This is a genomic window from Streptomyces sp. NPDC014864 (genome assembly GCF_043081525.1).
Taxonomy (GTDB): domain Bacteria; phylum Actinomycetota; class Actinomycetes; order Streptomycetales; family Streptomycetaceae; genus Streptomyces.
On the sequence record NZ_JBIBWT010000005.1, the window covers coordinates 103,216 to 117,591 of the forward strand.

The 14,376-nt window shown below is 75.1% G+C and carries 11 protein-coding genes; 10 read left to right on the forward strand and 1 reads right to left on the reverse strand.

All coding sequences use genetic code 11. The annotated features are described in order from the left end of the window. Positions 1-580 precede the first annotated feature (580 nt). From ACF1A5_RS10950 to ACF1A5_RS10970, 5 genes are all read left to right on the forward strand, one after another. Positions 581-2,509: an SWIM zinc finger family protein gene (locus ACF1A5_RS10950; RefSeq protein ID WP_392192526.1), complete on the forward strand. Its 1,929-nt coding sequence runs from the start codon at positions 581-583 to the stop codon at positions 2,507-2,509. Between the two features lie 136 nt (positions 2,510-2,645). Further along, positions 2,646-5,321 (forward strand): LuxR C-terminal-related transcriptional regulator, encoded by a 2,676-nt coding sequence (locus ACF1A5_RS10955; protein WP_392192527.1) that lies wholly within the window; start codon positions 2,646-2,648, stop codon positions 5,319-5,321. Positions 5,322-5,673: 352 nt separating this feature from the next. Further along, positions 5,674-7,293, forward strand: a complete 1,620-nt coding sequence (locus ACF1A5_RS10960) for an MFS transporter (RefSeq protein ID WP_392192528.1) — start codon at positions 5,674-5,676, stop codon at positions 7,291-7,293. 9 nt (positions 7,294-7,302) lie between these two features. Continuing rightward, a complete protein-coding gene (locus ACF1A5_RS10965; protein WP_392192529.1) occupies positions 7,303-7,821 on the forward strand; it encodes a hypothetical protein in 519 nt (172 codons plus the stop codon). A 283-nt stretch (positions 7,822-8,104) separates the two neighbouring features. Beyond that, complete coding sequence (locus ACF1A5_RS10970; RefSeq protein ID WP_356183934.1) at positions 8,105-8,302, forward strand: hypothetical protein; 198 nt, start codon at positions 8,105-8,107, stop codon at positions 8,300-8,302. Positions 8,303-8,406: 104 nt separating this feature from the next. Here ACF1A5_RS10970 and ACF1A5_RS10975 read toward each other — a convergent pair whose 3' ends face one another. Then, complete coding sequence (locus ACF1A5_RS10975) at positions 8,407-9,012, reverse strand: potassium channel family protein (RefSeq protein WP_392192530.1); 606 nt, start codon at positions 9,010-9,012, stop codon at positions 8,407-8,409. A 198-nt stretch (positions 9,013-9,210) separates the two neighbouring features. Between ACF1A5_RS10975 and ACF1A5_RS10980 the strand changes: the two genes are divergently transcribed. From ACF1A5_RS10980 to ACF1A5_RS11000, 5 genes are all read left to right on the forward strand, one after another. Continuing rightward, positions 9,211-9,864 carry an HdeD family acid-resistance protein gene (locus ACF1A5_RS10980; protein ID WP_392192531.1) on the forward strand — a complete coding sequence of 218 codons (654 nt, stop codon included), beginning with the start codon at positions 9,211-9,213 and terminating at the stop codon, positions 9,862-9,864. Between the two features lie 154 nt (positions 9,865-10,018). Further along, complete coding sequence (locus ACF1A5_RS10985; RefSeq protein WP_392192532.1) at positions 10,019-11,494, forward strand: hypothetical protein; 1,476 nt, start codon at positions 10,019-10,021, stop codon at positions 11,492-11,494. Between the two features lie 164 nt (positions 11,495-11,658). After that, the gene (locus ACF1A5_RS10990) at positions 11,659-12,123 is read left to right on the forward strand and encodes an SHOCT domain-containing protein (RefSeq protein ID WP_392192533.1); all 465 of its coding nucleotides are present in this window, start codon (positions 11,659-11,661) and stop codon (positions 12,121-12,123) included. A 37-nt stretch (positions 12,124-12,160) separates the two neighbouring features. After that, positions 12,161-12,589, forward strand: coding sequence for a hypothetical protein (locus tag ACF1A5_RS10995; RefSeq protein WP_392192534.1), 429 nt, complete (start codon positions 12,161-12,163; stop codon positions 12,587-12,589). A gap of 120 nt (positions 12,590-12,709) precedes the next feature. Further along, the gene (locus ACF1A5_RS11000) at positions 12,710-14,086 is read left to right on the forward strand and encodes a diacylglycerol kinase family protein (RefSeq protein WP_392192535.1); all 1,377 of its coding nucleotides are present in this window, start codon (positions 12,710-12,712) and stop codon (positions 14,084-14,086) included. The last annotated feature ends 290 nt before the right edge of the window (positions 14,087-14,376 follow it).

A 14,376-nucleotide genomic window follows, 5' to 3' on the forward strand; every position in this document is an offset into this window, starting at 1 on the left:
CGGTACGGAGTCCGGCGGCTGCGGTGCGGGCGCGGAGTTCGTCCGGCCCGGTGAGCCCGCGGAGCCCGCCGCCCCGGTCGCCGCGTCGCGGGAATCGGTGACGGCAGAAACGGGCGGTCCGGCGACGCGGCCACCCTCGCACGATCGAGCCCGAGCGGCGGACGACCCAGCCCGAGTGACCGGCGAACCGGGGGATCAGAGGGGCGGGGCGCTCCCGCGGCCCGCAGGCGGCGGGTTGCGGGAGTCGCCGGGGCGACCGGATGAGGACACCGGTGAACCCGCGGATGCGGCCGGGAGTCCGGTTCGTGGCGGAGAAGCGCGCCCGAGCGGCGCACGTCCCGCCGACGTGGCCCGTGAGGCGCTGCGCGCTGCGCGGGCTCGAAACGCGGCACAAGCGGATCAGCGGCCCGCGACGGAAGCCGTGTCGACCGGTGCGCGCGCGACGGAAGCCGGGTCGGCCGAGGTCCGCCCCCGTCGCAGGACCGAGCCCGCCGTCCGCCGGTCGCGGGGCGACGCGTCGGGCCGGGGCGCCGGCACGCGGGCCCAAGAGATGCGCGACTTGGTGGCCCAGGCGTTCCGTATGCCTTCGACGGCGGCCGGCCCGGTTCCGGGGGAGGGGGAGACGGACGGCGGGACGGGAAGCCGATCGAGGACGGCTCCCACGGCCACACAAAGGACTCACGCCCGTGGGTCCGACGGCGCGGACGCGACCGAGTCCGCCGAGCAGCCGTACCGCGCCGTGGACCGCTCGCGGATCTCCGCCGCAGGCACCGCCCCGTCCCCGGGCGGGGCTGCCGCCCCCTCCGGCGACCCCACCCCGCACCGGCGGACGACCGACGCACACGGGCGGGTGGCGCACCGGCCGCCGACCCACCCGCGCCAGGACGAGTCCGCGCCCGAGCCCGTCGACCCGCCCGCCCCCGCGCTCCCCGCCCGCTCCGCGGACGCCGCCTCCGTACCCGCTGCACCCGCGCTCCCCGTCCGCGCCGCGGACGCCGCCTCCGCGTCCCCCGCCTCCTCCGTGATTCCGGCGTCGTCCGCGACTCCCACGTCCCCCGAGTCCGCCGCGATTCCGGCTCCCTCGGCGACTCCCTCTGCTCCCGCGACTCCGGCGACTCCCGCGATTCCGGCGTCCTCCGCGATTCCGGCGTCCTCCGCGACTCCGGCACCACCCGCGACTCGCACGCCCCTGATGCCCCCCGCGCCCCCGACGCCCCCCGCACCCCCGCGGGTCCCCCACACCATGGCCGTGCCGCGACGCGATGGGGAGCTGCGGCGGACCTTTCCGGCGTTTGCGCCTCGGGCGTCGGACGGTTCCGGGTTCGCGGGGACCTGGTGGGGGAACGCCTGGATCGCCGCGCTGGAGGAGGGCGCCCTGGACGTGGCGCGGCTGGTGCGGGGGCGCGGTTACGCGGAGCAGGGGCATGTGGACGCCATCACCGTCACCCCCGGGCTCGTGCTCGCCTACGTACAGGGGAGCCGTCCGCGCCCGTACCGGGTGCAGGTGCGGCTGAGGACGCTGGACGGCGCGGCCTGGGACCGGTTCCTGGACGCGGCGGCCGAGCGGCCGGGGCACATCGCCGCCCTGCTCGACAAGGAGATGCCCCCTTCCCTGGCCGACTGCGGGGTCCCCCTGCTGCCCGGTCCCGGCGATCTGGAGCCGCACTGCAGCTGCCCCGACCGGGGCCACCCCTGCAAGCACGCCGCCGCCCTCTGCTACCAGACCGCCCGCCTGCTGGACGCCGACCCGTTCGTCCTGCTGCTGCTCCGCGGCCGGGGCGAGCGCGAGCTGCTCGACGCCCTCTCCCGACTGAGCGCCACCCGCGCGGCCCGCGCCGCCCAGGACCGTGCACCGGCGCCGTTGCCGGGCGTCCCTGCCGGTGACGCGCTGGCGCCGCGCGGCCTGCCGCCGCTCCCGGCCCCGCTGCCCCCGCCCCCGCACCCGGAGCAGCCCCCGGTGTACCCGGGCGCGCCGGGCGGCCCGGACCCGTTCGCGCTGGACCAGTTGGCCACCGACGCGGCCGCCCGGGCGCACGCCCTGCTGACCACCGGCCGCGACCCGGTCGGCGAGCTGACCCTGTGGGAGGACGCGGTGCGCCTCGCCGCCGCCCGTCCCGGCGCCGGGCTGACCGCCGCCACCCGCTCCCTGTACGCCTCGCTGGCCTCCGCCACCGGCCGCACCCCGGCCGACCTGGCCCGCGCGGTCGCCGCCTGGCGGCAGGGCGGCCCGGAGGGGCTGGCGGTTCTGGAGGAGCCGTGGGACCCGCCGGCGGGACGGTTCGACCGCGCCCGCCCGCTCCTCCTCGCGGCCGACCTGCCCGTCTTCCGCCCCTGGCGGAACCACCTCACCCACCCCCACGGCCAGGTCCAGCTGCGGCTGGGCCGGGACGGGCTCTGGTACGCCTACGAGTCCGAACCGGGGCGCGAGGACTGGTGGCCCCGAGGCACCCCGGACCTCGATCCGGTCGGCGCCCTCACCGGTCTGGGTGGCCCGGTCCAGCGGACGTAGCGAACCCCGCGGGGGTATCCGGTGGGCCCCCTCCACAGGACGTCGGACCCTGCCCCGCGCGCCCGTTCGCGCAAACACTGAGATCATGAGCGAGAGAGCGCTGCCCATGGCCTGACGAACAGTGGTGGTGAGCGTCGTGGCTGCACTCGGTGAGAACAACGAGAACACCCCGGAGTCGGACGTCCCGCGCAGGGACCCGGTGGGCGATCCGTTTCTGCGCACCCGGTTCGCCGTGCCCATCCGGCCGGCCACGTTCATCCGCCGTGAACGCCTCGTCGAGCACCTCGACCGGGCGCTGGAGACCCCGCTGACGATGATCAACGGAGGCGCGGGCGCGGGCAAGACCCTGCTGGCCGCCGACTGGGCGGAGCACCTGGAACAGCCGGTCGCCTGGCTGACCTGCGACCCGGCCGACCAGGCCCCCGGCGTCTTCTGGGCCTATCTGCTGCAGGCCCTGCGCGCCGGCGGGGTGCGGATGCGGGCGGTCGACGAGGTCGGCAGCCCCGCGGACCCGAGCCGGGTCGATCGCACCCTGCTGGCCAGGCTCGCCGCCGGGCTCAGCGGCCGGGACCGCCCCGCCGTCGTGATCCTCGACGAGTACGATCTCGTGACCACCCCGGAGATCGCGGACCAGCTCGAGTTCGTTCTCCGCCATGCCGGGCAGGGCCTGCGCCTGGTCCTCGTCACCCGCACCGAGCCGCTCCTGCCCCTGCACCGCTACCGGGCGCTGGGCACCATCACCGAGATCCGCGACGCGGAACTGGCCTTCACCCCCGAAGAGGCGGCCACGCTGCTCGACCTGCACGGACTGCGGCTGAGCGGGGACGGGGTGCGCGCGCTGGTGGGGCGGACCCAGGGATGGGCCGCCGGCCTGCGGCTGTGCGCGCTGGCCGCGCAGGAGAGCAGCGACCCGGAGACGTACCTGAAGGAGTTCGAGGCCGGGCAGAGCGCCGTCGCCGACTTCCTGCTCGCCGAGGTGCTCAAACGGCAGTCCGCCGAGACGCAGGAGCTGCTGCTGCGGGTCAGTGTCCTGGACCGGTTCTGCCCCGAACTGGCGAATGCGGTGACCGGGCAGCGGCACGCCGAGCCCCGGCTCGCCGAGCTGCACCGGGCGAACGCGTTCGTCCAACACCTGGGGCACTCGTGGTACCGCCTGCACCCGCTGTTCGCGGAGATCCTCCGGGCCCATCTTCGGGTCCGCTTCCCCGGGCTGGAGAGCGAGCTGCACCGCAGGGCGGCCGCCTGGCTGCGGAGGTCGGGACCGCTGCCGGAGACGCTCGCGCACGGCGCCGCCGCGGGCGACTGGGACTTCACCGCCCGGGTCCTCGTCGACGACCTGGCGATCGGCCAGCTCTTCCTGGGCCTGCGCTCCGACGACCTGGGCGAGCTGTTCGCACGGATGGCGCCGGACGCCGAGGGCCCCGAGGCGAACCTCGTCCGGGCGGCCCGCGCCCTGTCCGAGGGAGACGTCGAGCGTGGCCTGGCCCACCTGCAGCAGGTCGAGCGGGAGCTGGGCCGCGAGCTGCCGGACGCGGCGGCCGTCCACCTGAACTGCGCCCTGCTGCAGACTCTCGCGGCCCGGCTGACCGGTGCCCCCGGCCGAGCGGAACGGGCGGCGCTCAAGGCGCGACTGGCCCAGCGGGATCTTGCGTCCGAAGCACTGGAACGGCACCCCGAGCTGCCCGCCCTGCTCCAGACCCACCTGGGCGCGGCCCGCCTGTGGGCGGGGCGCTTCGAGGAGGCACGCGCCGCCCTGTCGGCCGTGGTTGCCGCCCACGGCGGCGCCTCGACCGCGCTGCCGCGCGAGGAGTCCCTGTGCCACCTGGCGCTGATCGACTACCTCGAAGGCCGGCCGAGCCGGGCGGAGCGCAAGGCGGCGGCCGCGATCAGCGACGCCGAGCGGTTCAGCGTGCCGCAGCCGTCCGGCTCCGGCATCGGGCAACTGGTCCTGGCGGCCGTGGCGGTCGACCGCGACGAACTGGACGTGGCCCAGGCCCTCCTGGACCAGGCGACCGCCGTCGGGCACGGAGCCCCCGATCCGGTGGCCGCGGCGGCGCGGATCATCGTCGGCGGACGGCTGGTGCTGGCGCGCGGGGACGCGCAGGCCGCCCTCGAAGTCGCCGGGTCCGGCGTCACCGCCGCCGTCGCCTCCCCGTGGGCGCAGGAGCACGCGGCCCTGGTCGCCTCGGCCGCGCACCTGGCGGAGGGCCGCCCCGAGGCGGCCTTGACGGTGCTCGACGAGGCGGCCCGCCACCGCACGGCCTGCGCCGTGGAGGCCGCCCGGGCCCACCTGGCGGCCGGGCGCCTCGCCGAGGCACTGCGCGTACTGGACGGTGTCCACGCCGCGGAGCCCGACGGCGGCCCGGCGATCACGGTCCGGGCCCTGCTGGTGCGGGCCCAGGCCGCCGACCTGGCGGGGGACGGGGCCACCGCCCGGCGCCTCGTCACCCAGGCGCTCCGGCACGCCCGCCGGGAGCGGCTGCGGCGTCCGTTCCTCGAAGCCGGTCCGTGGATCCGGCCCCTGCTGGCCACGGAGCCGGCGCAGGAGCTCGCCGCGGACTGGCTCAGCCGGCGCCCCGGGCCGCCGCCCGCCGGCGGCCCGGCACCGGCGCCGGTCGTCGAGCCGCTGAGCGCCCGCGAGCGGGACGTCCTCCAGCGCCTCGCGCAGCTGATGTCGACCGAGGAGATCGCCGCCGACCTCTTCGTCTCGGTGAACACGGTGAAGACGCACCTGAAGACCGCGTACCGCAAGCTCGGTGTCAACCGGCGCAACGACGCGGTACGACGCGCCCGCGAGCTCCACCTGATGTGATCGCCGCGAGCACGGCACAGCCGACGTCAGCCGTGTCGGCCGCGGGAGCCGCCCGGCTGTCCTGCCCCTGTGGGCGTCACCCCCGAGCCCCGAGCCCGTGACTCCGCGAGCCCCTGAGCCCCTGAGCCCCTGAGCCCCTGAGCCCCTGAGTCTGTGCGTCCGTGAGCCCGGGTGCCCGGGTGCCCGGGTGCCCGTGAGCCTGTGCGTCCGCGCGAGTCCCCGCGCCTCGCCCGTCGCGGGTGAGGCGGCCGGCCGGCGGCTCGGGTGCCATGGGAGCAGCGGCGGGCGCCGTCCCGCCGCCGCGGCCGGCCGTGGCGGCCGGAACCCGGGCCGACTCGGCGAGGTGGACACCGTGGCGCACTGGCGGGCTCTGATCGTCCTCGGCACGGCCCAGTTCCTGATGGTGCTCGACACCTCCGTCATGAACGTGTCGATCAGCCGCCTGGTCGAGGACTTCGACACCGAGGTCACCGCCATCCAGGCGGTGATCACGCTCTACGCGCTGGTGATGGCGGCCTTCATGATCCTCGGAGGCAAGCTCGGCGACATCCACGGACGGCGCCGGCTGTTCCTGCTCGGACTGGCCGTCTACGGCACCGGCTCGGCCCTCACCGCCCTGGCACCCACCCTCTGGATGCTCACCCTCGGCTGGTCGATCGTCGAGGGACTCGGCGCCGCCATGGTGCTGCCCGCCATGGCGGCGCTCGTCGCGGAGTCCTACCGGGGGCCGGACCGTGCCGTCGCCTACGGCGTGATCGGCGGCCTCGCCGGCGCGGGCATCGCGGTGGGTCCGCTGCTCGGCGGCTGGCTGACCACATACCTGACCTGGCGGCTGGTGTTCGCCGGTGAGGTCGTGGTCGTACTGATCATGCTGGCGCTCCGGGGCTGGGTCGCCGAGTCCGGCCGCACCGGCCCGCGCCCCCGGCTGGACGGCGTGGGCGCCGCACTCTCGGCGGCCGGACTCGCGCTCTGCGTCTTCGGCGTGCTGCAGAGCAGCACCTGGGGATGGCTCGAACCCCGGAACGCCCCGTTCACCGTCTTCGGCTTCGCGCCCACCCTGTTCGTGATCACCGCCGGGGTCCTGATCCTGGTCCGGTTCCACGCCTGGGAGCGCGGGCGCGAGGCGCACGGCCGGGACCCGCTCGTCCATCTGGCGCTGCTGCGCAGGCCCGCTCTCCGCTCCGGCCTGACGATGCTGGTGAGCCAGAACCTCATCCTGCTTGGCCTGTTCTTCGCCATCCCGCTGTACCTGCAGGTGGTGCAGGGGTTCGACGCCTTTCGGACGGGGCTGCGGCTGCTGCCGGTGTCCGTCGCCATGCTGTTGGCGTCGGCCGTCGCCTCCCGGGTCGGCCGGGTCGCCGGACCGCGGCGGATGGTCCGGCTCGCGCTGACCTGTCTGCTGGTGGCCGTCGTGTGGCTGCTGGCCACGATCAAGCCGGTCATCGACGACGCGCAGTTCGCCGGGGCGATGGCGCTGCTGGGCGTGGGCATGGGACTGCTCGCGTCCCAGTTGGGCAACGTCGTCCAGTCCGGGGCCGGCGAGGAGGAGCGCAGCGAGGTCGGCGGTCTGCAGTTCACGGCCCAGAACCTCGGCTCCTCGCTGGGCACCGCCCTCGTCGGCTCCGTGCTGATCGGCGCCCTGGCCCAGGCCTTCACGACGTACGTCGCCGACGATCCGCGCCTGTCGGAACGGGCCCGTCAGCAGACGAGCATCGCCCTGGAGTCGGGGGTGAGTTTCGTCGCCACCGATCAGGTGCGCGCGGCGGCGAAGCAGGCCGGCCTGCCGCCGTCCCAGGTGAAGGGGGTCACGAACGCCTACGCGTCGGCGCAGCTCGCCGGACTGAAGGCGGCGATCCTGGTCACCGCCGGCGTCACCCTGGCGAGCTTCCTGGTCACGGGGGGCCTGCCGGCCGGGCGGCCGGATCGCCGTACCCCTACCACGCCCGGCACCGCGGCCGGGGCGCCCCACTGAGCGGCCGAGATGCCCAGACCCCGCACCGTCGAGGCCCGCGCCCGCGCCGCCGAGCGCAGGGCCCACGCCGACTACACCGGCGGCGTCTACGGTTCCCTGCTCGCCGCCTCCGTCGTGGTCGGCGCCGGCGCCCTCGGGGCGTACCCGCGCGTCGAGCTGGTCGTCCTGCTGCTGCTCACCGGGGTGGTGTTCTGGATCGCCCATGTGCACGCCCAGCTGTTCGGCGCGCGGCTGGCGCAGGAGTCGCTGGACCGGCGGACCGTGCTGCACGTGTGCCGGGACGAGTGGCCGATCGTCAAGGCCGCGGTGCCGCCGGCCGTCGCCGTGGCCGTCAGCCCGCTGCTGGGGCTGGACGTGCGGGGCGCGATCTGGCTGGCGCTCGCCGTCGCCGTGGCCGGGCAGATGGGCTGGTCGGCGGCGGCGGCCCGGCGGGCCGGGGCGTCCTGGGCCCTGGTCGCCGTGACGGCCTCGGTGAACCTGGTGATCGGCCTGCTGATCATCGCGTTCAAACTGACGCTCACGCACTGACGCCCAGGCACCGGAGACGTTTTCCGCCCGGGCCCGCCCGGACCACGCCCGCCCGGACCACGCCCGCCCGGACCGCGCCTGCCCGGACCGCGCCTGCCCGGACCGCGCCTGCCCGGACCGCGCCTGCCCGGACCGCGCCTGCCGGGGCTGCCGGGCCCGCCCGGACCGGGCCCGCCGGGCCTCACCTGTGCCGGGTGAGGCCCGGCGGAACGGCTCGACGGAGTATCGCTGGGGAGGGCGCAGTCAGCCCCGACGGCCAACCGCGTCCGCGGAAGGGCAGCTCATGCGCTATGAGATCCGCGTCGACGGGCACATCTCGGAGACGCTGGCGGAAGCCTTCCCGGAGCTGGACCACGTGGTGATCTCCGGCCAGACGGTCCTGTTCGGGCCGGTGGTGGACGAGGCCCACCTCTACGGACTGCTCGACCGCTGTCAGTCGCTGGGGCTACGGGTCCTGGAGATGCGCCGGCTGCCGGAGTGACGCGCCCTCCACCGAGCCGCCCACCGAGCCCTTCACCGTGCCGGCCACGGGGGCTTTCACGGAGCCGCTGACCGAGCCGCTGACCGAGCCGGTCACCGACCCCTTCATTCGAGGGGCGGCTTCCTGTCGGCCTGTCGCAGGCCCGTCTCGACGGCGGCCGTCAGCACCCGCGCGGCGAGGCCGACGAGCAGCAGCCCTCCGACCATCTGGAGCATCGCCATGACGCGCCCCATCTGGGTCACCGCGACGATGTCCCCGTAGCCGACGGTGGCGAACGTGGTGAGCGCGAAGTACAGGGCGTCCGTTCTGGTCAGCGACTCGCTGAAGGTGCCCGGAATCCCGCGTTCCACCAGGTAGTAGGCACTGGCGAAGAGCAGCAGGAACATCGACAGCGTGGTGGCGAAAGCCTCCACGGCCCGCAGCCGGGGATGGGGCGAGCGCGCGATCACCCGGACCTCCCAGCCGAACACCAGCCCCACCCCCAGCAGTCCGCCCACCAGGATCGTGGTCGTCCTCAGGGTGCTCTCCTGGTCCATGGGGAGCAGGTAGTACGCGAGGACGAACGCCGTGGTGATGCTCGCGCTCCGGACCAGCGACGTGAGGGCGGCCCGGTGGCTCGGGCGCGGCCGGGCGTCCCGCTGCCCGGGAGGCCGTTCGGGGGGCTGACCGGGCGGGGCGTCCTGCGGCCCGCCACCAGGAGGTTCGCTCATCTCGCACGGATCGTTCCCCGTGGGAGGGCCCGCTGCGCGGATCCGGGCCCCGCCTCACTCCCGCGGCGGTGCGGTCGAATCACCCGTCACGGGTGACCCGGCCGTCACGCGGGCGCGGCACCGTGACGGGGTGAGGTCCCCGCACACCGTCCCGTAGGCGGTCCGGCAGCGACCCGACCGACCACGCGAGGAGGAACCATGACCGCATCGCGTGCGCCGCGAACCGGACCGGAGCACACGCCCGACGGGACGGTCGCGGACACCGCCGGTGACCCCGAGGCCCTGCTCGCGGAGCTCGGCGGTTCCTGGAGCTGGATGCTGGGCTCGGCACTGGCCACGCTCGTGCCGGGCGTCCTGATCCTGGTCTGGCCGGACGAGACCCTGCACGTGCTGGCCGTCGTGATCGGGCTCTACCTGCTCGTGGCCGGCGTGTTCCGGTTCGTCGCGGCCTTCGCCCGGGAGCCGGGGGAACGGCTGCCCGGCCTGCTCATGGCGGTGCTGTTCGTCCTGGCCGGGGTGCTGTGCCTGCGCAACCCGTTGCAGACCATCGCCGCCCTCTCGCTGATCGTGGGGGTCGTCTGGCTGGTGACCGGGATGCTGACCGGTTATACGGCCATCGCTGCCAGCTGGCTGCCGCACCGCGGCTTCGTCTTCGGCGCCGCGGCCCTGGGCATCGTCGCGGGGATCGTGGTCCTCGCGCTGCCGGTGGAGTCGGCGGTCGCGCTGACCCGGCTGCTCGGTCTGTGGCTGGTCCTGCTCGGAGTGGTGGAGGTGGGCGTCGCCTTCGCCTGGCGGGCGGCGCTGCGCCGGGCCCGCGGCGGACTCCGGACGGGCCCGGCCGCCCCCGTCTGAGCCCTGGCCCCTTCGCGGGCGCGGGCCGGGCCTGCGGGACCCGGCACCGCTCGCGCGCGTCGCGTCCACGACCCGCCGTCCCCGCACGGACTCACGGACGCACGGCAGCACCCGGCGCTCCCACCCGGCCGGCCCGAACGACCGAGGAGGACGCATGGCCTCGACCCCAGCATCCGGACCCTCAGCCTCCGGCGCCGACCAGCCCCCCGACGGCACCCCGGCGCCCGGCGGGGCCTCGACCGGCCCTCCGCCCCCCGCCGGCCCTCCACCCCCCGCCGGGCCCCCGCCCCCCGCCGGGCCTCCCGGCGAACCCCCGTCCTCGCAGCCCCTGAGCGCCTCCGAGCGCGAGGAGTACGAGCGGTTGCGGCGCGCGGCGTACGTACGGCACCGCCGCGCGCGCCGCGTGGGCGCCTCGCTGCTGCTGGTCGTGACGCTCGTACTCGCTCCCCTGGCGGTGGTCGCCGCGTGGGTTCACTCGCAGGTGTTCGACACCGACCGCTATGTGCAGACAGTGGCGCCGCTGGCCTCGGAACCGGCCGTGCAGAACGCCGTCACCGACAAGCTGACCACCCGGGTCGTCGACGAGATCGACGTGCAGGCGATCACCGCGTCCCTCACCAAGGCACTCGCGGACGCGGGGGCGCCCCGGCGGGTCGTGGACGCCTCCTCCGCGCTGACCGGCCCGCTGCGCAGCGCCGTCACCGACGTCGTGCACCGCACCATCAGCAAGGTGATCACCAGCGACTTCTTCGAGCAGGTGTGGGTGAACGCCAACCAGCGGGCCCACTCCTCGGTGGTCAACATGCTGACGGGCAACGAGAGCGGCGCCCTGCGCGCCCAGGGCGACACCGTGCAGCTGGACATCGGGGTCGTCGTGGACCAGGTCAAGCAGCGGCTGGTCGACGCGGGCTTCCAGAAGGCGTCCGTCATCCCGGCTCCCGACCGCACGGTCACCCTGTTCAGGACCGACCAGCTCAACAATGCCCAGAGCGCGCTGCGGCTGCTGAACATCGTCGGCACCTGGCTTCCGGTGCTGACCGTCGTCCTCGCCGCCCTCACCGTCTGGACCGCTCCGGCGCACCGCTTCATGCTCATGGTCACGGCCACCGGCATCGGCGTCATGATGGTGGTGCTCCTCGTGGCCCTGGCCGTCGTACGGCAGATGTACCTGAACAGCGTGCCCCCGGCCACCCTTCCGCCCGACGCCGCCGCGGCGATCTTCGACACCTTCCTCCGCTTCCTGCGCGACAGCGCGCGCACCCTGCTGGTCGTCGCCGTGATCACCGCGCTGGCCGCGTTCCTCTACGGCCCCGCACGCGCGGCCACCGCCGTGCGGTCGCTCGCGGGACGGGGCACCGCGACCATCGGCCGGGCCCTGGCGCGCGGCGGGATGCGGACCGGGGCCACGGGCCGCTGGCTGGACACTCACCGCGGGTGGACCACCGGGGTGGTCATCGCGGCGGGCGCCCTCACCCTCGTGCTCTGGAACTACCCGACGGCGGCCGTGGTGGCCCTGGTCGTGCTCGTCGTGCTCGTCGTCCTGTTCGTCCTGGCGGTCCTGGCCGACGCGGCCGGCGACGACACCGCCCGGACGAGCGCGGGAGGCGAACCGGGCCGTGCGGTCCCCTGAGCACCGCGCGGCCGCGAACGGCCCTCGGCCTTCGCCGGGTCCGCGCGCCGATCACCGGTCCCACTCTCACCCGCCCCGGGTGAGGACGCGGCGTTCTTGCCGTGCGCACGCTGAATACGGCACCGAGCCGCAGCCGGGCCGGGGCCCGGAAACGGAGGAGAGACATGAACGCGCAGACGTACCTGGCGTACGACTATCCGCTGCTGGGCGCCTTCTGGACCATGCTCTGGTTCTTCCTGTGGATCATGTGGTTCGTCCTGCTCTTCCGCGTCATCGTCGACATCTTCCGCGACGACTCCATGGGCGGATGGGGCAAGGCTGGCTGGCTGGTCTTCGTGATCCTGCTGCCGTTCCTCGGCGTCCTCGTCTACGTCATCGCGCGCGGCAGGGACATGGGCAGCCGTGAGGTCGCGCAGGCCCGCGCGCAGCAGCAGGCGTTCGACGCCTACGTCCGGGAGACCGCGGCCGGCGGCCGGACCAGCGGCGTGGACGACCTCGCCCGGCTCTCCGAGATGCGCGCCCGCGGCGACATCACCGACGCGGAGTTCGCCCGGGCCAAAGAACAGCTCCTGAGCGGCGGCGCACCCGCCGGCAGTTCCACCTCCGTCACCTCCACCCCCGGCCGCTGAAGACAACGCCGGACCGAGAACGAAACGAGGCACCAGCATGACCACAGCACACCACGCACGCCCGGAGTCGGCGAAGCAGCAGTGGGCCACCGGCCTCATGCTGTTCGGCGCGGTCATGCTCATGATCGGCGGAGTGCTCGACATCTTCCGCGGCATCATGGGCATAGCCCAGGACAACGTGTTCGTCACCACGCCTGACTTGTACGTCTTCCGCTTCGACCTCACCGGCTGGGGCTGGGTCCACCTCATCCTCGGGGCGCTCGCCGTGGTCGTGAGCCTGGGTCTGTTCCAGGGAGCGATGTGGGCACGCGTCGGCGGTGTGGTGATCGCCGGCCTCATCATCATCACCAACTTCCTCTCCCTGCCGTACTTCCCGCTGTGGTCCATCGTGGCCATCGCGATCTCCGGGTTCGTCATCTGGGCGCTGTGCGTGGTGCGCCCCGAGGAATCCGCCGGCTACCGGTAGGCCCTGCGCCCACCGGGACAGGACCGCGCCGACGAGGGTGCGGCGGGCCGTACGGGCCCCGCCGCACCTTCGTCTCCGTCGCGCCGCGAAACCCGGCAGGACGCGGAGAAGGAGTGCGAGGTGCGGCACCGGCGTGACGGGCACGCCCCCGCCCCCGGACGGACGGCGGCCCACCGCACGAGCCCCGCGGTGTGGGCGCGGCTGGCGCTGCTCGCCCTGCTGGGCAGCGTGCTGGTGCCGCTGGTCGCCGCCGGGCTCAGAAGCCTGCTGTGGGTGCCGCTCGGCATGGCCGGGCTCGCCCTCACCGCGGCCGGTCTGTGGTGGACGCTCGCGCACACCGTAGCGGTCCGCGCCCTGGGAGCGGCCCTGGTCGTCGCCGTACCGTCGGCGGTCCTCGCCCTCTACGCCGCGCACGGCATGCTCGGCCCGGCCGTCCTCACCCTGGTCCTGTGGGCCCTGGCCCTGGCCGCCGCCCGCATCGCCCTCACCCCCGGGGGCGCCGCGGGTGAACGGGAACCGGACCCCGCCGCGGCCGAGGCGCCGCGCCGGCCCTGGATCGTCATGAACCCGCGTTCCGGGGGCGGCAAGGTGGAGCGTTTCCACCTGGCCGAGAAGGCCCGGGAGGCTGGTGCCGAGGTGGTCCTGCTGGACCCGGAAGGGCACACGGACGTCGCGGAACTGGCCCGGTGCGCGGTGCGCGACGGAGCCGACCTGCTCGCCGCGGCCGGCGGCGACGGCACCCAGGCCGTGGTGGCCGAGATCGCGGCCGCCCACGACCTGCCGTTCCTGGTGATCCCGGCCGGCACCCGCAACCACTTCGCCCTCGACCTCGGCCTGGACCGGGACGACCCCGCCGCCGCCCTGGAGGCGCTCACGGACGGCGGCGAACTCCGCGTCGACCTCGGGTTCGCCGCGGACCGCGTCTTCGTCAACAACGCCTCCTTCGGCGCGTACGCGGCCGTGGTCAGCGACCCCGCCTACCGGGACGACAAGCTGCGCATCGCCCTGCAGACCCTGCCCGGACTGCTCACCGGCGACGACGGGCCCCGGCTGCGGATGCGGGCCGGACGGACCCGCGTCGACGACCTCCAGGCCCTGGTGGTCAGCAACAACCCCTACCGGCGCGCCGTCGACACCGCGCACCCCGGACTGCGGGAGAGCCTGCACTCCGGACGGCTCGGCGTGCTGTGCGTCAGCGTCGGCAGCACCGCCGGGGCGGCCCGGATGCTGAGCGGCCCGGGATCCCAGGGCGTGCTGCGGCTGACCGCGCCGGAGGTCGTCGTCGAGGCGGACACCGACACGGTGCCGGTCGGCGTCGACGGCGAGTCCGTCGCGCTGCGCACCCCGGTCGTCTGCCGGATCGTCCCAGGCGCGCTGCGGGTCCGGGTGCCCCGCCGCCGGCCCGGAACCCCGCCCAGCAGACCCCCGGCCGACTGGCAGCGGGTGTGGCGACTCGCCCTGCACCCGGACCGCGAGCCGGCCCGGGCGGGCACCTGACGCCCCCTCTGAAGTACGGACGTACGCCGCTAGCACGCCCTCGCGCCTCATACGCGACGGGGCCGCTCGTACGCCGAACATCTCCGCACCTCCGCCACAACGTGGGGAGATCCGCACGGTGCGGCGACCACCAGGTCTGTGATTCGCGCGTGACACCTGACAGCACGACGAAGCCCCGCCGGTCCGGCCGGCGGGGTTGCCGGCTCGCCGCTCCCGAGGACGCGGAGGAGTGAGGCGGCGACGACACGGGCAGTGCTGCCGATCGGCAGCGCTGCAGGGGAATTCCCTGC